The 16,337-nt window shown below is 71.0% G+C and carries 14 protein-coding genes; 9 read left to right on the forward strand and 5 right to left on the reverse strand.

The window, feature by feature from the left end; all coding sequences use genetic code 11:
- The first annotated feature begins 51 nt into the window (after window positions 1-51).
- Window positions 52-1,980, forward strand: a complete 1,929-nt coding sequence (locus ACYVD5_RS07670) for a S9 family peptidase (RefSeq protein ID WP_461000229.1) — start codon at window positions 52-54, stop codon at window positions 1,978-1,980.
- A 107-nt stretch (window positions 1,981-2,087) separates the two neighbouring features.
- Here ACYVD5_RS07670 and ACYVD5_RS07675 read toward each other — a convergent pair whose 3' ends face one another.
- Window positions 2,088-4,370 carry a S9 family peptidase gene (locus tag ACYVD5_RS07675; RefSeq protein ID WP_461000230.1) on the reverse strand — a complete coding sequence of 761 codons (2,283 nt, stop codon included), beginning with the start codon at window positions 4,368-4,370 and terminating at the stop codon, window positions 2,088-2,090.
- 395 nt (window positions 4,371-4,765) lie between these two features.
- Window positions 4,766-5,410: a TetR/AcrR family transcriptional regulator gene (locus tag ACYVD5_RS07680; RefSeq protein WP_461000231.1), complete on the reverse strand. Its 645-nt coding sequence runs from the start codon at window positions 5,408-5,410 to the stop codon at window positions 4,766-4,768.
- A 176-nt stretch (window positions 5,411-5,586) separates the two neighbouring features.
- Here ACYVD5_RS07680 and ACYVD5_RS07685 point away from each other — a divergent pair, with 176 nt between their 5' ends.
- On the forward strand, window positions 5,587-6,705 hold the full coding sequence (locus ACYVD5_RS07685; RefSeq protein ID WP_461000232.1) for an MFS transporter: 1,119 nt from the start codon (window positions 5,587-5,589) through the stop codon (window positions 6,703-6,705).
- A 99-nt stretch (window positions 6,706-6,804) separates the two neighbouring features.
- Here ACYVD5_RS07685 and ACYVD5_RS07690 read toward each other — a convergent pair whose 3' ends face one another.
- Window positions 6,805-7,554, reverse strand: a complete 750-nt coding sequence (locus ACYVD5_RS07690; RefSeq protein WP_461000233.1) for a GntR family transcriptional regulator — start codon at window positions 7,552-7,554, stop codon at window positions 6,805-6,807.
- A 323-nt stretch (window positions 7,555-7,877) separates the two neighbouring features.
- Here ACYVD5_RS07690 and ACYVD5_RS07695 point away from each other — a divergent pair, with 323 nt between their 5' ends.
- From ACYVD5_RS07695 to ACYVD5_RS07720, 6 genes are all read left to right on the forward strand, one after another.
- Window positions 7,878-9,065, forward strand: a complete 1,188-nt coding sequence (locus ACYVD5_RS07695) for a CaiB/BaiF CoA transferase family protein (RefSeq protein ID WP_461000234.1) — start codon at window positions 7,878-7,880, stop codon at window positions 9,063-9,065.
- A complete protein-coding gene (locus ACYVD5_RS07700; protein ID WP_461000235.1) occupies window positions 9,062-9,976 on the forward strand; it encodes an HpcH/HpaI aldolase/citrate lyase family protein in 915 nt (304 codons plus the stop codon). Before ACYVD5_RS07695 ends, ACYVD5_RS07700 begins: the two co-directional genes overlap by 4 nt.
- Before the next feature lie 238 nt (window positions 9,977-10,214).
- A complete protein-coding gene (locus ACYVD5_RS07705; protein ID WP_461000236.1) occupies window positions 10,215-11,558 on the forward strand; it encodes a TRAP transporter large permease subunit in 1,344 nt (447 codons plus the stop codon).
- Between the two features lie 37 nt (window positions 11,559-11,595).
- Window positions 11,596-11,820 carry a hypothetical protein gene (locus tag ACYVD5_RS07710; RefSeq protein ID WP_461000237.1) on the forward strand — a complete coding sequence of 75 codons (225 nt, stop codon included), beginning with the start codon at window positions 11,596-11,598 and terminating at the stop codon, window positions 11,818-11,820.
- 149 nt (window positions 11,821-11,969) lie between these two features.
- Window positions 11,970-12,539 carry a TetR/AcrR family transcriptional regulator gene (locus ACYVD5_RS07715; RefSeq protein ID WP_461000238.1) on the forward strand — a complete coding sequence of 190 codons (570 nt, stop codon included), beginning with the start codon at window positions 11,970-11,972 and terminating at the stop codon, window positions 12,537-12,539.
- Window positions 12,540-12,613: 74 nt separating this feature from the next.
- The gene (locus ACYVD5_RS07720; RefSeq protein WP_461000239.1) at window positions 12,614-13,537 is read left to right on the forward strand and encodes an SDR family NAD(P)-dependent oxidoreductase; all 924 of its coding nucleotides are present in this window, start codon (window positions 12,614-12,616) and stop codon (window positions 13,535-13,537) included.
- A gap of 46 nt (window positions 13,538-13,583) precedes the next feature.
- Here ACYVD5_RS07720 and ACYVD5_RS07725 read toward each other — a convergent pair whose 3' ends face one another.
- A complete protein-coding gene (locus ACYVD5_RS07725) occupies window positions 13,584-14,009 on the reverse strand; it encodes a VOC family protein (protein ID WP_461000240.1) in 426 nt (141 codons plus the stop codon).
- A 62-nt stretch (window positions 14,010-14,071) separates the two neighbouring features.
- Here ACYVD5_RS07725 and ACYVD5_RS07730 point away from each other — a divergent pair, with 62 nt between their 5' ends.
- Window positions 14,072-15,049, forward strand: coding sequence for a helix-turn-helix transcriptional regulator (locus ACYVD5_RS07730; RefSeq protein ID WP_461000241.1), 978 nt, complete (start codon window positions 14,072-14,074; stop codon window positions 15,047-15,049).
- 52 nt (window positions 15,050-15,101) lie between these two features.
- On the opposite strand, the gene ACYVD5_RS07735 is transcribed toward ACYVD5_RS07730, so the two are convergent.
- Window positions 15,102-16,148 carry a DMT family transporter gene (locus ACYVD5_RS07735; RefSeq protein WP_461000242.1) on the reverse strand — a complete coding sequence of 349 codons (1,047 nt, stop codon included), beginning with the start codon at window positions 16,146-16,148 and terminating at the stop codon, window positions 15,102-15,104.
- Between the last annotated feature and the right edge of the window lie 189 nt (window positions 16,149-16,337).

Raw genomic sequence — 16,337 nt, forward strand, 5'->3', positions numbered from 1 at the left:
GTCAGGGTGTCGACTGGGGCCTCCGCACCCACCGACCAGGAGGAGGCCGCCATGACCGCCGTTCCCGCCCTGATCCCCGTCGAGGATCTCTACGCTCCGCCCACCCGCAGCCGCGCCGTGCTCTCGCCGGACGGGACGAGGATCGCCTACCTCGCCCCCTGGCACGGCCGGCTCAACGTGTTCCTCCGCGACGCCGACTCGGACTGGTCCGCACCCGACCTTGAGGACGGCTCGGCAACCCCCGCCGCCCGGCGGCTCACCTCCGAGACACGGCGCAACATCGGCGGGTTCTTCTGGAGCGCCGACAGCCGCCACCTCCTGTTCCAGCAGGACACCGACGGCGATGAGAACTGGCATCTCCATCGCGTCGACCCGGCGCGGCCCGAACAGCCCGCGGTCGACCTGACCCCGTACGAGGGCGTGCGCCTCATGAGCGCGCAGCTGTCGCCGGACCGGCCCGGAACGGCGTTCGTGCAGCTCAACAAGCGCCGTGCCGACCTGATCGACTTCTTCGAGCTCGACCTCCTGAGCGGGGAGCTCACGCCCATCGCCGAGAACTCCGGCGACGTGGTCGGCTGGATGCGCGTCGCGGGGCGGGTGCTGGCCTTCACGATCGAGGAGGGCGGCGAGCACGTGCTGTCCGAGCGGACCGGCGGCGAGACGCGAACGATCGCCCGCTTCCCCCGGTCCGACATCCTCTACGGTGTCCACCCCGCGATCCCCACCGCGGACGGCAGGGGGCTGTGGATCGGGTCCGCGCGCGGCTCGGACCTCACCCGGGTGGTGCGCCTCGACCTGGAGACCGGGGAGGAGACGGAGGTCGACAGCCATCCGGTGTTCGATCTGGACACTCCCCGGCCGGAGGTGGACCCGCGGTTCGCCTCGTCGCTCATCCTGCATCCGGGCACCGGCGACCTGCTCGGTGTCCGGTACCTCGGCGACCGCCAGGTCATCCACGCACTTGATCCGCACTTCGCCGAGATCCTGCCCCACCTGAGCGAGCTCTCGGACGGCGACCTCTCACACGTCTCCACCGATACGGCGGGACAGCGCTGGGTCGTGGAGTTCACGCACGACCGCGACCCGGGCGTCACCTGGTTCTACGACCACGCCTCCGGAAAGGCGCGTCGCCTGTTCCGCCCATTCCCGCATCTCGACCCCGAGCAACTGGCCCCGGTCACCCCCGTGACTCTCACCGCCCGCGACGGTCTGTCCCTGCCCAGCCACCTCACCCTTCCGGTCGGCATCGAACCGCGGAACCTGCCGACGGTGCTGCTCGTACACGGCGGTCCCTGGTACCGCGACAGCTGGTGCTACGACCCGGAGGTGCAGCTGCTCGCCAACCGGGGGTACGCGGTGCTCCAGGTCAACTTCCGCGGCTCCACCGGCTACGGGAAGGCCCACGTCGATGCGGGGATCGGCGAGTTCGCCGGACGCATGCACGACGATCTGATCGACGCCCTCGACTGGGCGATCGACCGGGGCCTGACCGACCCGGACCGGGTCGGGATCTACGGTTGCTCCTACGGCGGCTATGCCGCGCTGGTCGGAGCCGCCTTCACCCCCGACCGGTTCGCCGCGGCGATCAGCTACACGGGCATGTCCGACCTCGTCGACATTGTCGAAGGGGTGGTCCCCTTCGCCCGCCGTGCCGTCGAGAACAGCTACCTCCGCCATATCGGCGACCCCGGGATCCCCGAGCAGAGGGCGGACATGCTCGCCCGCTCCCCGATCAGCCGGGTCGAGGACATCACCGCCCCGGTGCTGCTGATCCACGGCACCAACGACGTCCGCGTGCACCGGCGCAACTCCGATCGCGTCGCCGAGGCCCTGCGCGACCGCGGCCGCGAGGTCGAGTACCTGCTCAACGAGACCGAGGGGCACGGGTTCATCAACTCCGAGAGCAAAATCGAGCTGTACAGGAGGCTGGAGAGCTTCCTGGCCAAGCACCTGGGTGGGCGCTCCTCGGAGGCGTTGTGACATGACGCCCGGCCCCTGACCGCGGGCGCGCGGAGCGCCTGCGGTCAGGGGCCTCGCCGAATGGCACGGCCGGAGTCGATCAACCACCGCGGCCGGCTGCTCAAGGGTTAGCCGGATGGCTGGACGGCCCAGATGGGCATCGGGGGGAACGGTGCGAGCCGGTAGGTCGGTGGCTCGGTGCCGTGCAGGTGCCGTACGAGGTAGTCCCAGGTGCGCCGCGTGACGTAGTGGTGCCTGCCCTGGAAACCGTGCTCGACGCCCGGGACGACGAGCATGTCGACGTCGGCATCAGCGTCGATGAGCGCGTCGACCAGGCGCATGCTCTGGTAGGGCAGCACGTTGTCGTCGAGCTCGCCGTCGATCAGCAGCAGCTTGCCGCGCAGGTTGCCGGCGTGCGGCGTGTTGATCAGCGCTCGGCGGTTCTCCTCGGTGATCTCTCCGTGGTAGTGCTCGACCCAGAACGGCAGGTAGATCGAGAAGTCGTGGGGGCCGGCCTGCGCGACCCCCACCGAGTAGAACCCGGGGCGGGTCAGCAGGGCCCGGGCCGTGAAGAACCCGCCACCGGAGTGGCCGGTGATCCCCACCCGGTCGGTGTCGAGCCACGGATGGCGGCGTCCGAGCTCGCGGATGGCGGCGATGTGGTCGTCCAGCGCTGCGGCCATGCCCAGATCGCCGTAGGAGTGGTCGAGGAACGCCTTGCTGCGCATCGGGGTGCCCCGGCCGTCGAGCGCGACGACGGCGAACCCGAGCGCGGCCAGCGCCTCGGGCTCCCCGGTGAACATGTCGTTGAACGCCGGTGAGGCCCGGTTGATGTTGGGGCCGGGGTAGGTGTGGTCGATGACGGGGTAGCGCCGCGCCGGGTCGAAGCCGTGCGGGCGCCACAGCAGCCCGTAGATCGGGGTGTGCCCGTCCGCCGCCGTCGTCCGGAACCGCTCGGGCGGGCTCCAGTCGGCCGCCTCCAGCGCGGTCGCGTTCGGAGCCTCGAGTTCGACCAGCACCTGGCCGTCGTCGCCGAGCACCCTCGTACGGGGCGGGCGGGCGACGGTCGCAGCGCTGTCGAAGATGTAGTCGCCGCGGGGCGGGCCGACCGCGTCGTGGTCGAGGTCGTCGTCGGTGATCCGCACGAAACCCCCGCCGTCGAGGTCCACCCGGCAGATCTGGCGGACGTAGGGGTCCTCGTTCAGCCCGCCGGCCAGGAACCACACCTGGCCGCGCTCCTCGTCGACGCGCAGGACCCGGCGGACCAACCACTGCCCCCCGGTGACCTGTCCGAGCAGTTCGCCGTCGGAGGAGTAGCGGTACAGGTGGCCCCAGCCGTCGCGCTGGGACCACCACAGGATCTCCCCCGAGTCCAGGATGCGCACCGCGGGCGGGGCGTGCAGGTACGGCGCGGGGTCCACCCGGGTCCGGCCGGTCTCGGTGATCAGCGTCGTCATCGCACCGGTGTCCGGGTCGAGGCGGCGCAGTTTGAGGGTGCGCCCGTCCCGGGACTGGTGCAGGACGTGGATGGCGTCCCCCTTCTCGCCCGACCACCACCGCCGGTCCAGAGCGTAGGGCGAGGTCAATACCTCCGGCTCGCCGGCCGCGGCTACGTGCCGCCCGGTACGGATATCGAGGATGTGCCACGTCACCGTCGCCTGGGCTTCGTCGCCGGGCATCGGGTAGCGGATACGGTGTGCCACCGGCCGCCCGCCGCCGGACGGGGCGGCCTCCACCAGGATCTGCTCGGGCAGTTCGCGCTGGTCGATCCGGTGGGTGACCAGCCGGGTGGAGTCGGGCGACCAGGCCGCCACCAGCACGGAATCCAGTCCCAGCAGGGGCAGCTTGACCTTCGTGGCCGCATCGGTGAACCCGCCGTAGTCCCAGTGCGGCTCGGCGTCGTCGGTGAGCGCGAACTCCTGCTGCCCGTCCCGGCTGCGCACCCACACGTTGCCTTCCCGCCGGAACGCCACCCACGCCCGGTCGGGCGAGACGATCTCCCCCGGCCCCACCGGTGGGCCGTCCGCTACCTGCGTGCAGTTCCCGGTGCGGTCCGACCACTCCCACCGCGCGCCGAAAGCCGAGAAACGGATCACTTCGGGATCCCGGTCGGGGACCTCGAACTCCACGGAGGTGAGCGGCAGGTCGTCGGCCTCAGCCGCGCGCCCGGACGCCTGCGACAGCGCTGCGGCGAGCCGCTCGTGGTCGAACGCGTCGCGCCTGGTGCCCGCCGCCGGGTCGACCAGGATGTGCCGCGTCCCGGAGCGGTACCGGAACCGGGCACCGTCATCGGACCACTGCGGTACCACCGCGGCCTGCGGGACAAGTCGGTCGCGGTACGGCGCGAGCATCTGTTCCGCGCGCGCATAGTCGGTGTCGGTGAGGTGGGTGAGCCCGGCAGGGTCGGTCATGTCGGAGCCTTTCTCCTGTAAGGGACCAGGCCGACCACGTCACACCATGACGCCGCGTCGGGCTCAACCCGAATGACGATCCCTGGCACGGGCACGGCTCACGCTTCGTTGCCCTCAACCCGAAGGACCGCGGATACCGCCACCTGAAGGGCTTCCTCTTCCGCCGCCGCGAGCGCATCGATCCCAGGGAAGGCCCGCTGGAAGTCGTAGGCGCATGGACCCGATGCTCACACCGGCACGGGCAGCCACCACCCGCACGGTCAGCCGCGCCGTGATGGCGTATTCGGCGATGATCGCAGCAGCAGCCGCAAGAATCCGCTCGCGTGTATCGAGCGGCGGACTTGTCGATGGCGGGCGGCGGCCCGCCCGACCGCAAGAACTTGTCTCTGATGCCGCTACGCCGCGGTGGAACCAGTCGTGGGTGATTCCGGCGGAGGACTGCTCGGCCTGAGTTGGTCAACCAGGGAGTCTGCCGCCGCGTGTAGCTGATCGGTGTCAACGCCGTCGCGCAACTGAGTGGAGAGGCCGAGCAGGAACGTGTGAATGAGCGCAGCGGAAGCGAGCACGCCGGCTTCGGGGAGGATGCTGCCATCTGAGATGCCCCGGCGGACACATGCGGTGATGCGTTCGCGGTCATCCCGCCGGCGGGCCATGACGGCTTCCCGAGCGGTCTTTCCGTCATGGGTTTCGGCCCCCACCACCGCCGACAAGGCGACCAGGCACCCGATCGGGTGAGCGGGGTCAGCCTGCATGCTGATCGAAGCATGAAGCATCTGAGCCAGAGCTTCGGCTGCCGGCAGTTCAGCGTCGCCCGCCACTTCCGTGACCTGCCCCGGACCTTGGACGTAGTGCTGCACAGCACGAGCGAACAGCCCGGCCTTGGAGCCGAAGGCCCCGTACAGGCTGGCCGAAGACAGGCCGGTGGCGTCTTTGAGTTGCGAGAGGGTCGCCGCCTCGTATCCCTGCTCCCAGAACACCTCCATGGCCCTGTTCAGGACTGCTTCCTCATCGAAGATGCGGGGCCTGCCTGCCGGTGACATAGGACTCCTTTCGGATCGCTCGATCCAGTTTGACGCACGGAGGCTGCTGCTTCAATATCAGATCGAACGATCCATATTTGGAAGGAGCGCCTGTGTCCACCCCGGTTCCCACCGTGTCATCCGCCGATGGAGCTCCGCCGCCCCGTCTCCCGGTCTTGGCCCTCACCCTCATGGCCATGACCGGGTTCATCGTGATCATGACCGAAACTCTCCCTGCGGGTCTGCTGCCGCAGTTTGTGGATACCTTCCGGGTCTCAGCAGGTTCCGCCGGTCAGCTCGTCTCCGTCTACGCCTTGGGGACCGTGCTTGCGGCGATACCGGCCATCGTCGTCACCCAGGGAGTTTCACGGAAGCCGTTGCTCGTCATCGGGCTCGCAGGATTCTTGGCGGCCAACACGCTCACCGCCATGGCCCCTTCCCTGGCAGTGGCCCTGATCGCCCGGTTCATCGCCGGGGCGTTCTCCGGTCTGCTGTGGGGCATGCTCGCTGGATACGCCCGTCGTATCGCGGATCCGAAGGCAGCCGGCCGAGCCTTGGCCATCGCTATGACAGGCACACCGGTCGCCCTGTCCATTGGCACGCCTCTGGGAACCTGGCTCGGCTCTGCGGTGGGATGGCGCTGGGCGTTCATCGTCATCTCCGCGTTCACCGTGATCGTGCTCGTCCTGGTGGTCATCAGCGTTCCGAACGCCTCAGGCAGCAAGACCTCACAGCGCATGGCCCCGCACAAGGTGATAGCGATCCCAGGGGTCGCCGTAATCCTCGGAGTCGTCTTTACCTGGATGCTGGCGCACAACTTCCTCTACACCTACATCGCCCCGTATCTGGAGGGCTCCGGGGTGGGCATGCGGCCAGACGTGGCGTTGTTCATCTTCGGCATCGCGGCCCTGTTCGGCATCTGGATCACCGGAGCTCTTATCGACCGTGCTCTACGCCGCCTCGTCTTGGTCAGTACGAGCCTGTTCATCGTCGTCGGACTCGTACTCTTGGCCCTCCCGGGAACCATTCCGTCCACAACGTTCGCGCTGTTGATCTGGGGCATCGCGTTCGGCGGGGCGGCCACCCAGCTCCAGACGGCCATGGCTGACGCCGCCCAAGCACGCATGGACGTGGCGAACTCCATGCTCACCACAGTCTTCAACCTCGCCATATTCGGCGGAGGGGCCATCGGAGCGCTGCTGGTGGACAATGTCGGAGCCACCGCCCTACCGGTGAGCATGATTGCGCTGTCTGTTACGGCACTCACCCTGGCGGCCTCGGGGCGGCGACACGCCTTTCCCGCACCGCGGTCCTGATCTCGCCAACACACGGCATCGGCCCTGCCCCGCCGCTGCCGGCCGATGTTCACCAGCAAGCACCGGGCAGCCCCATCGCACATCGGCAGGCTCCAGGGTTTACACGTCGGCAGTGGGTGCCGGGCGTTGCGGCTCGGTTGGGGTGCCGGTGCTGCCGGCGCCGTCGGTGTCCGGGTCGGGGTTTCCCGTGGTGCGGGCTACGGCGCTGGCCTGGATGTGCTCGGCCATGATGTGTTCGGCCGCCTCGGCGTCGCCGTTTGCGAGGGCGTCGAGCAGGCGGGCGTGGGCGTCCAGGAAGACCTGCGCGTTGGCCGGGTCGTTCCAGAGTGACACCGACAGCGGTACCGGGTTGTTCTGCCGGATGGACCGCACGTGCGAGGCGAGGAACGCCGGGCCGCCGATGTCGGCGATGGTCTGGTGGAAGAGCCTGCTGTCCTGGGCGAGGCTGTGGGGGTCGGCGGACAGCATCCGTTCGTGGATTTCGCGCAGCGATTCGAGCTGCTCGGCGGTGATGCGGGTGGCCGCCAGTCTGGCGGTCAGCCCTTCGACGGCCGCGCGCAGCAGGTACAGCTCCTCGGCGGCCTCGGCGCCGAGTTCGGAGACGGTCGCGCCGTGGTGGGCGCGGTAGGAGATCAGGCCGTCGCTCTCCAGGCGCCGCAGCGCCTCGCGGACCGGTGTGATCGAGACACCGAGGCGGGCGGCGATCTCCTCCTGGCCGATGGCGCTTCCCGGTGACAGCGCACCGGTGAGGATCTCCTGGCGCAGCGCCTCGTGGACGTAGTCGGCCTTGCTGCCCGGCGGGCGGCTGGTGGTTTCCCGCGCCGGGCCGCCGGTCCTGCCGCGAGCCAAAAGGCCGTCTCCTCCCTGCGCGATCCCTGACTGGTCCCCGACCGGTCCTCGGTCGGTTCCCGACCGGTTCCCGACCGACGTCCGGCCAATCTCCGCCCGGTTCCCGACCCGGATCCGACCGGTCCTCCGGACGGCTCGGGCGCCCGGCGCCCGTGCGGATTCCCGTACCGGTCCCGGTACCCGCCCCAACTTCCCGGCCGATGCCGACGGCGCCAGTCTACGGCGCGTCCGGCGGATCGGCGGCCCGCTGCGCGCCCCGCGCCCCCGAGCCGCGCATCACACCGGCTATTGACCTATATCTCATATTTTATAAGATGCAGCCCATGAAACCCCTGGGAAACATCCGGGTCGTCGACGCCGCGACGCTGTTCGCCGGGCCGATGGCGGCCACCTACCTCGGTGACTTCGGCGCCGATGTCGTCAAGGTCGAGCACCCGCAGCGCGGCGACCCCTCGCGCGGGCACGGCCAGGCCAAGGACGGTGTCGGCCTCTGGTGGAAGCTGCTGTCCCGCAACAAGCGCGTGACCGCGATCGACTTCTCCACTCCCGAAGGCCAGGAGGTCGCGCTGCGGCTGCTGGCTGAGGCCGACGTGCTGATCGAGAACTTCCGCCCGGGCACGCTGGAGCGGTGGAACCTGTCGCCGGAACGCCTCTGGGAGATCAACCCCCGGCTGGTGATCGCCCGGGTCACCGGGTTCGGGCAGGACGGCCCGATGTCCGGCCAGCCCGGGTTCGGTACGCTCGCCGAGGCCATGAGCGGCTTCGCGTCGATGACCGGCGAGCCCGACGGCCCGCCGACCCTGCCGCCGCTGGCGCTGGCCGACGGCATCGCCGCCCTCGCGGTCTCCTACGCGGTGATGGTCGCCATCCAGGCCCGCGAGCAGACCGGCCGCGGCCAGGTGGTGGACCTGGCGATCATCGAACCCATCCTCACCGTCCTCGGCCCGCAGATCACGGCGTTCCACGCGCTGGGCACGGTCCCGCAGCGGGTGGGCAACCGCTCCACCAGCAACTCGCCGCGCAACACCTACCGCACCCGCGACGGCCGGTGGCTGGCGATCTCCACCAGCGCCCAGAGCATCGCGGAGCGGGTGATGCGCCTGGTCGGGCGCCCCGAGTTCATCGACGAACCCTGGTTCGCCACCGGCCGCAGCCGCGCCGAGCACGCCGACGAGCTCGACGCCGCGGTGGGCGCGTGGATCGCCGAACGCGACGCCGACGAAGTGGTCGCGGCGTTCGAGGAGGCGCAGGCCGCCGTCGCGCCGGTCTACGACGTGCGCGACATCGCCAACGACCCGCAGTACGCCGCGCTCGGCTCCATCGTGCGGCTGCCCGACGGCGAACTCGGTGAGGTCGCCATGCAGAACGTGCCGTTCCGGTTGTCGGAAACCCCCGGCGAGATCCGCTGGGCCGGCCCGCCGCTGGGCGCGCACAGCGACGAGGTCCTCGGCGGGCTCGGCTACACCCCCGCCGACCTCGCGCGGCTGCGCGAGTCGGGGGTGATCGCGTGAGTACCGTGCAGGCACCCGTGGTCACCTGGCTCTACGTGCCCGGCGACCGCCCGGACCGGTTCGCCAAGGCCCTGGCCAGCGGCGCCGGCGCCGTCATCCTGGACCTGGAGGACGCCGTGCTCGCCGGCTCCAAGGACGCGGCGCGGCGCAACGTGCGCGGCTTCCTCGCGGACCGGGGGGCACCGGAGCCGGGTTCGCCGCAGGTGCACGTGCGCATCAACCCGCCGCGGAGCGAGCACGGCGCCCGCGACCTGGAGGTACTGGCGGAGCTGACCGGCCCCGCCCGCCCCGTCGGCACCGGACCCGCCCACCCCGGCGCCGCCGTGCCCGATGCGGTGCGCGTGCCCAAGGTCGAAGGGGCAGCCGACGTCGACCTTGCCGCGCAGCGGCTGCACCCCGGCACCGAGGTGCACTGCCTGCTGGAATCGGCGCTGGGCATGCAGCACGCCGCCGACATCGCCGCGCACCCGCGCACCCGCGCGCTGGCGCTGGGCGAGGCCGACCTCGCCGCCCAGTTGGGCCTGCGTGGCGACGCCGCCTACACGTGGCTGCGGTCCGCGGCCGTGGTGGCCGCCGCCGCGGCGGGCCTGCCGGCGCCCGCGATGTCCGCCTACATCGATGTCACCGACACCGAAGGGCTGCGCGCCTCCTGCCGGGAGGGACGCGACCTGGGCATGTTCGGGCGCACCGCCATCCATCCCCGCCAGATCCCGGTCATCCGCAGCGCGTTCACGCCTACCGCGACCGAGGTCGAACGGGCACGCGAGATCGCCGCCGCCGCTGAAACCGGCGCGGCCGACGGAGCCGGAGCCCTCGCACTCGCCGACGGGCGGTTCATCGACGCACCCGTCGTCGACTCGGCGCTGCGCACCATCGCGCTCGCCGATCACCTCGGCCCCACCCCCGAGTAGGGGCGGGCCCATGCGCGGGTGCCGCCCGCGCCCGCCATCCCCGGGGACCGCGCGTCCCCGATCCCCCGGCCCGGCGACAAGGAGTCACCAATGCCGCAGCCACCACCCCCGCGCCCGTTCCCGTCACAGCCCCGGCGCTGCCGGGCCGACCGCTCCGGCGGGCCGTCCGGCCCTTCGCGCAGGCCGTGCCCGACCCCCCGGCCGAGCCGCCGCCCGTTGCGCGAAGGAAGGTAGGGACATGCTCGGTCTCTGGGCGTTCGTCGCCTACATCAGCGTCATCATCCTGTGGAACGTCGTGGTCAAGCGCGGCATCGGCGAGGCGATGATCCTCGGTTTCATCGTCGTCGCCCTGTTCGGCGGTGCCCAGGCCCCCGCCCTGATGTGGGCCGGTATCAAGGCCGCGGCCACCGAGGAGGTCGTCTTCGCCGCCTCCGCGTTCGTGTTCATGGGCTTCCTGCTTAGCCGGACCGGGCTGGTGGATCGCCTGGTCGATATGCTCAACTCGGTGCTCGGCAAGCGGCGCGGCGGCCCGGCCTATGTGTCGACGGTCGCCTCGGCGATGTTCGGCACGATCTCCGGTTCGGGGTCCGGCAACGCGGCGGCGGTCGGCTCCATCACCATCCCCTGGATGATGCGCGCGAACATCCAGCCGCGGCTGGCCGCCACCGTCGTCGCAGGCAACGCGGGCCTGGGGATCGCGTTCCCGCCCAGCTCGTCGCTGTTCATCCTGACCGGGCTGGGCGCGGTCAGCCAGCTCATCTCGGCCGAGGCGCTGTTCCTGTCGCTGTTCGCGGGCGGGGCGTGGCTGCTGCTGTACCGGCTGGTGCTGACCTGGGTGCTGGTGCGCCGCTACAAGATCGGCCCGGTCGACGCCGAACACATCCGGCCGCTGGGCCGCACGTTCTCCGAGGGCTGGCACTCGCTGCTGATCTTTCTGGGAATCGCGGTTCCAGTGGTGCTGACCACGGGCGCGGTCGCCACCTGGGTGGACGCCTACGCCGGCGACGGTGCGGCGGACGCCGTCAGCATCATCACCTGGATTCCGGTGCTGGTGATCGCGGTGGCGCTGATCGTGGGCCGCAAGAAGCTGCCGCGCAATGCGGGCGGCTGGTGGCGGATGCTCGGCGACGCCGGGCCCAAGTACGGGGTCGTCGGGGCCGTGCTGTTCTTCGCCTTCGCGGCCTCGACCATCCTCGGTGAACTGGGCATGGGCGAGGAGCTGACGACCCAGCTGTCCCGGATCGACGCGCCCGCGTTCGTGCTGACGCTGATCGTGGGCGTCATCGTGCTCGCCGCCGCGGCCCCGCTGACCTCGACGGCGACCATGGTCGCGGTGGGTTCGGTCGCTTTCACCGCGCTGGTCAGTGCCGGGATCTCGCCGACGCTCGCGGCGGTGGCCGTGCTGATGTTCGCCTCGACCGAGGGCGCCTCGCCGCCCGGCGCGGCGCCGATCTACATCGCGAGCGGGATCGCCGGTGTCGACCCGACCCGGACCTTTGTGCCGCTGCTGCTCTGGTACGTGGTTCCGACGCTGCTTATCACCACGCTGGTCGCGATCGGCTTCCTGCCGGTGCCGGTTTGAGCGCGGCCCCCACCCGACGAATCCGAAAGGTGTGCCCATGACCAGAGCACTCGACTACGTTTTCCGCGTCGGACTTGCGGCGTTCCTGCTCGGCGGAGGGGCGCTGGTCGCGGTCCAGGCCGCCGGCCTGGTCGCGGGTTCCGCGGGCCTGGTGACCGCGGCGGCCGAGACGGTCGGCCCGGTGGTGTACGCGGCGGCCGGTATCACCGGTGTCATCGCGTTCATCCGCTCCTACGTGGAGGGTTGGCAGCCCGGCGAGTAACGGGGAACCCGAAGCCCGCCGCACAACCGCGCACCCGCCCCGCCGCAGCACCGCGGGGCGGGTGCGCGGGGTGCGGAAGCGTGCAGTGCGGGGGAAGTACCGCCCTCGGACTATTTGACTGACTGGGCACTCATTCATACGCTTGGTCCATGGCCCGACCGAAGAGCAAGGACAAGCGGGACGCGCTGATGGCAGCGGCCACCCGCGTCATCGTCGCGCAGGGCCTCAGTGCGCCAACGGCGGTCATCGCCAAGGAAGCGGGCATCTCGAACGGCTCGCTGTTCACCTACTTCGCCACCAAGTCCGAACTCTTCAACCAGCTCTACCTGGAGCTGAAAACCGGGATGGCCACCGCCTCGCAGGCCGGGTTCGCCGCCGATGCCCCGCCGCGCGAGCAGCTTGGCCTCATGTGGTCGAACTGGATGCAGTGGGCGACCGCCAACCCCCGCGAGCGGCGGGCACTCGCCCTGCTGGACGTCTCCGACGACATCACTGCGGACACCCGCGCCGCCGCGCATCAGGCGATGTCGGAAATCGCGGGCATCCTGCAGCGGGTGCGCGCCGGCGGGCCGATGCGGGACGTGCCGATGGATTTCGTCAGCGAGCTGATGAACTCGCTGGCCGAAACGACGATGGACTTCATGATCAAGGACCCCGGCAATGCCGCCGAACACCGCGAGGCCGGGCTCGGTGCCCTGTGTCGGATGCTGGGCTGCTGAGCTTTGGCAGGCGAGCGGCGGTGGTTGTTTTTTGGCAATTCATGACTGACTAGACAGGCAATAAAGGAGCACTCATGGCGCACCCGAGTCAGGACGAGCGCAAGGCGTACATCATCACCGGCCCGACATCGGGCATCGGCTACCGCACGGCTCTGGAATTGGCGAAGCACGGCACGGTCGTCCTGGTCGGCCGCAACCGGGAAAAGCTCAACCGGGTGCAGCAGACGATCGAAGGCGCGGGCCGGCGTGCGGTGCCGGTCGTGGGCGACATGTCGGATCTCGCGAGCGTACGGCGCGCGGCCGCCGAGATCACCGCACTCGGCCTGCCGCTCGCGGGCCTGGTCAACAACGCGGGCGTCATGCCGACTTCCCCCACGCAGAACGCCCAGGGCCTGGACACGGCGTTCGCCACCAACCACCTCGGACCGTTCGTGTTCACCGAGGAACTCCTGCCGCACCTGCCCGACGGCGCCAACGTGGTGTTCCTCTGCTCCGCCGTCGAGGACCCCGAGCGCAAACCCGCCGTGACCGCTGGATTCCGGGGCGCCCGATACATTTCCGCCGCGGCGAGCGCGCGCGGCGAGTGGGCGGCCGGCGGCTCGGCCATGTCCGGCGCCGACGCCTACGCGACCTCCAAACAGTGCAACCTCGCGACGGTGCTGGCGTTCGCGCGCGAGACCCCGCGGCTGCGTTTCAACGCCGTCGAACCCGGCTACAGCCCGGCCACCGGCCTCTCGCGCGACGCGAACCTCGCCGTGCGCCTGCTGTCGAAGTACGTCCTGGCGGCGCTCGCCCCGTACATCAGGTTCTGGAGCACCCCGCAACGCGCCGCGCAGGTCGTCACGGACGCCGTGCTGAACGGGTCGGACACGACCGGCGGCTACTTCGACGAGGAGGGCCGGCCGATGCGCGGCTCGGCACAGGTGCAGGACCCAAAGTTCCAGGACCGCGTCGTCGCCGAGACGCGCGCCCTGCTGGCGACGGTGCCGGCGGCCTGAGACCGGCTCTCCGGCGGGACCGGCCCCGCCGGAGAGCCGGTGCCGCTCAGGCCAGCACGGTGATGCAGAACGGGTGGCCCGCCGGGTCCAGCAGCACCCGCCACCGGTCGGGGTCGGGCTGCACCGCGGGCTCGGCGGCACCCAGCTCCAGCATCCTGGCCTGGGCGGCGTCCAGGTCGTCGACGCTCAGTTCCAGGTGGGCCTGCTTCGGCAGGCCGGGTTCGGGCCAGGTCGGGCGGCGGTGGTCGTCCAGGCGGTTGAACCCCAGCCCGGCCGAGCCCTCCTGGCCGAGCAGCACGAAGTGGTCGCTGGAGAAGACGGTGGGCAGGCCGAGCGCTTCGCCGTAGAAGCGCGCCAGCTCCGCGGGGTCGGCGCAGTCGAACGTGACTGCGGCGTAGCGGATCGCGGGCGCGGCGCCGGCCGCGGTCCGGGCTTCGGTTCCGGTCCGGGTTCCTTCGGTTCCGTTCGTCATGGCGGCGACGTTACGAGCCGACCCGGACGGTTTCTGTCCTGGTCGTGCCGGAGAATCAACAAATGATGAGCACATCGGCCCGCCTGCTGCGACTGGTCGCGCTGCTGGGCGCGCGGCCGTCATGGACCTGCGGTGAGCTGGCCGGGCGCATGGAGGTCACCGAGCGCACGGTCCGGCGCGATATCGCCCGGCTCCGGGAACTGGGGTACGCGGTCGAGTCCGACCCCGGCCCCTGGGGCGGCTACAGCCTGAGTGGCGGCACCCGGGTCCCGCCGCTGGTCCTGGATGACGAAGAGGCGCTCGCCGTGGCCGTGGCACTGCGCGGCGACGCCGCGGGCGGGGTTCTCGGCAGTGATCAGGCCGGGGTTTCGGCGCTGCTGAAACTGCGCCAGGTCCTGCCGCCGCCGGTCGCCGACCGGCTGGATGCGATGGATTCCGCGTTCGTGCACGTCCCCGGGGACGGTGCTTCCGGCGCGGGTGAGCGGCGCATGGCCCCCGGCCTGCTGCTGGAACTGGCCGGCGTGTGCCGCCGGGGCGAGCGCGCCCGCCTGGCCTACCGCGACCGGAAACAGCAGGCCACCAGCCGCGACGTCGACCCGTACCGCCTGGTGCGCACCGCGCGGCGCTGGTACTTCGTCGCCCGCGACGTTGCGCGCGACGAGTGGCGGACGTTCCGCGCCGACCGGGTCGAGCGGGTCGAGCCGACCGGCCGCCCGGTGGAATCCGCCGACCCGCCGGATCCGGCGCTGCTGGTCTCCCGTGCCAGGTCGAGCGGAACCTACCCGGTGTATGCGACGGTGCGCCTGCCGGTGCCGCAGGACCGGGCGCTGCGGCTGATCCCGCCGACCGTGGGCACCCACCGGGCCGACGGCCCCGGGGCCACCGTCGTCGAGATCGGCGGTCCGCACGCCGACGGGCTCGCCGGGTACCTCCTGGGTCTGGCGGTTCCGCTGCGTGTGCTGTCGACCGACGACGTGCGCGAGGCGCTGCTGCGCCGCACGCGGGAGCTGGTCCGGCAGAACACGGGCGATCCACCCTGACGCAGGTGCCGGGCGCGCCTGCTCGGCACCTGCCGCGCGCGGCCCGCCGCCGTCAGCGCCCGGCGCCCGGTGCCGCAGGTGCCGCCGGCGCCGGTGCCTTCTCCGGTTGCGCGGCGCCGGGTGGCGGGGCGGTGGTGCGGCGCCGGTACTGGGCCAGTGCGGCGCCGACGATGATGATCAGCGCGCCCAGCGGCTCGTTCCAGGCCAGCTGCTCGCCGAGCAGCAGCACGCCGGCGCCCATGGCCACGACCGGCGCCAGGTAGGTCACCGTGGTGGCCACCGTGGCCCCGGCCTCGCGGATGACGGCGTACTGCAGCACGTAGGCGAGCCCGGTGCCCAGCGCGCCCAGGCTGGTGACCGCGGCGAGGACCGGCAGCGGCAGCGCCCCGGGCGCGTCGGTGAACAGCAGGGCGGCGAGCGCGATCTGCACGGTTCCGGTGAGGAGCTGCGCGGTGGCCAGCTCCACCGACGAGTGGCCGTTGCCCGCCACGAAGCGCCGCAGGTACGGCGTTCCGATGCCGTAGCAGACGGTCGCGCCGAGGGCCATCAGCATTCCCGCCGCACCCGCTCCGGCGAACCCGGTCCACACCCCGAAGACCACCAGCACGCCCGCGAACCCGACGACCAGTCCGGCCAGGCGGGTGCGCGTCGGGCGCTCGTCGCGGAGCAGCAGGAGCGCAAATAGGAGGCCGAAGAGCGGTGTGGCGGCGTTGCAGATACCGTTCAGCGCCGAGGGAATGAGCTGGCCGGCGTAGCCGAACAGGGTGAACGGCACCACGTTCAGCAGGAACGCGGTGACCGAAAGGTGGAACCACATCCGCGGGCCGCGCGGCAGGCTGCCCTTGCGCATGAGCAGGAACGCGGCGAGCGGGAGCAGGCCGGTGAGCATCCGGCCGAGCGTGATCTGGATCGGCGCGAGGTATTCGCCGGCGATACCGATGAACATGAAGCTGCTGCCCCAGACCAGCGCCAGCAGCAGGAACTTCAGCCGCCAGTTGATCGCGGGGCGCGGTGCGGGTTCGGGAGTCGGGACCGCTGCGGTGCCGCGGAATGCCGCGGCGGTTCCGGCAGCGCGGTGGTGCCTGGGTTCGAGGCTCATGGCTCAATGGATATCGCCGCCGCGGTCGTTAGGTCTACTTCATTCTCCTTAACTCCGGGATTAGAGATACTTAGCTGAAGGGGTGGGTTCCGGCGTGCGCCGCCTGTGCGCGGCGCGGTTGCATCGCCACGGCCGGGTCGCTCTGTCGATTTGCCGGTTCGAGTGCGGCATACGCCACTCCGGCGCAGG

This window comes from Streptomonospora sediminis (assembly GCF_054778995.1).

Bases quoted from the DNA above. Each gene is read 5' to 3' on its own strand.
- ACYVD5_RS07670 (WP_461000229.1), top strand. From the start codon at position 52: ATGACCGCCGTTCCCGCCCTGATCCCCGTCGAGGATCTCTACGCTCCG.
- ACYVD5_RS07675 (WP_461000230.1), bottom strand. From the start codon at position 4,370: ATGACCGACCCTGCCGGGCTCACCCACCTCACCGACACCGACTATGCG.
- ACYVD5_RS07680 (WP_461000231.1), bottom strand. From the start codon at position 5,410: ATGTCACCGGCAGGCAGGCCCCGCATCTTCGATGAGGAAGCAGTCCTG.
- ACYVD5_RS07685 (WP_461000232.1), top strand. From the start codon at position 5,587: ATGACCGGGTTCATCGTGATCATGACCGAAACTCTCCCTGCGGGTCTG.
- ACYVD5_RS07695 (WP_461000234.1), top strand. From the start codon at position 7,878: ATGAAACCCCTGGGAAACATCCGGGTCGTCGACGCCGCGACGCTGTTC.
- ACYVD5_RS07705 (WP_461000236.1), top strand. From the start codon at position 10,215: ATGCTCGGTCTCTGGGCGTTCGTCGCCTACATCAGCGTCATCATCCTG.
- ACYVD5_RS07710 (WP_461000237.1), top strand. From the start codon at position 11,596: ATGACCAGAGCACTCGACTACGTTTTCCGCGTCGGACTTGCGGCGTTC.
- ACYVD5_RS07715 (WP_461000238.1), top strand. From the start codon at position 11,970: ATGGCCCGACCGAAGAGCAAGGACAAGCGGGACGCGCTGATGGCAGCG.
- ACYVD5_RS07720 (WP_461000239.1), top strand. From the start codon at position 12,614: ATGGCGCACCCGAGTCAGGACGAGCGCAAGGCGTACATCATCACCGGC.
- ACYVD5_RS07725 (WP_461000240.1), bottom strand. From the start codon at position 14,009: ATGACGAACGGAACCGAAGGAACCCGGACCGGAACCGAAGCCCGGACC.
- ACYVD5_RS07730 (WP_461000241.1), top strand. From the start codon at position 14,072: ATGATGAGCACATCGGCCCGCCTGCTGCGACTGGTCGCGCTGCTGGGC.
- ACYVD5_RS07735 (WP_461000242.1), bottom strand. From the start codon at position 16,148: ATGAGCCTCGAACCCAGGCACCACCGCGCTGCCGGAACCGCCGCGGCA.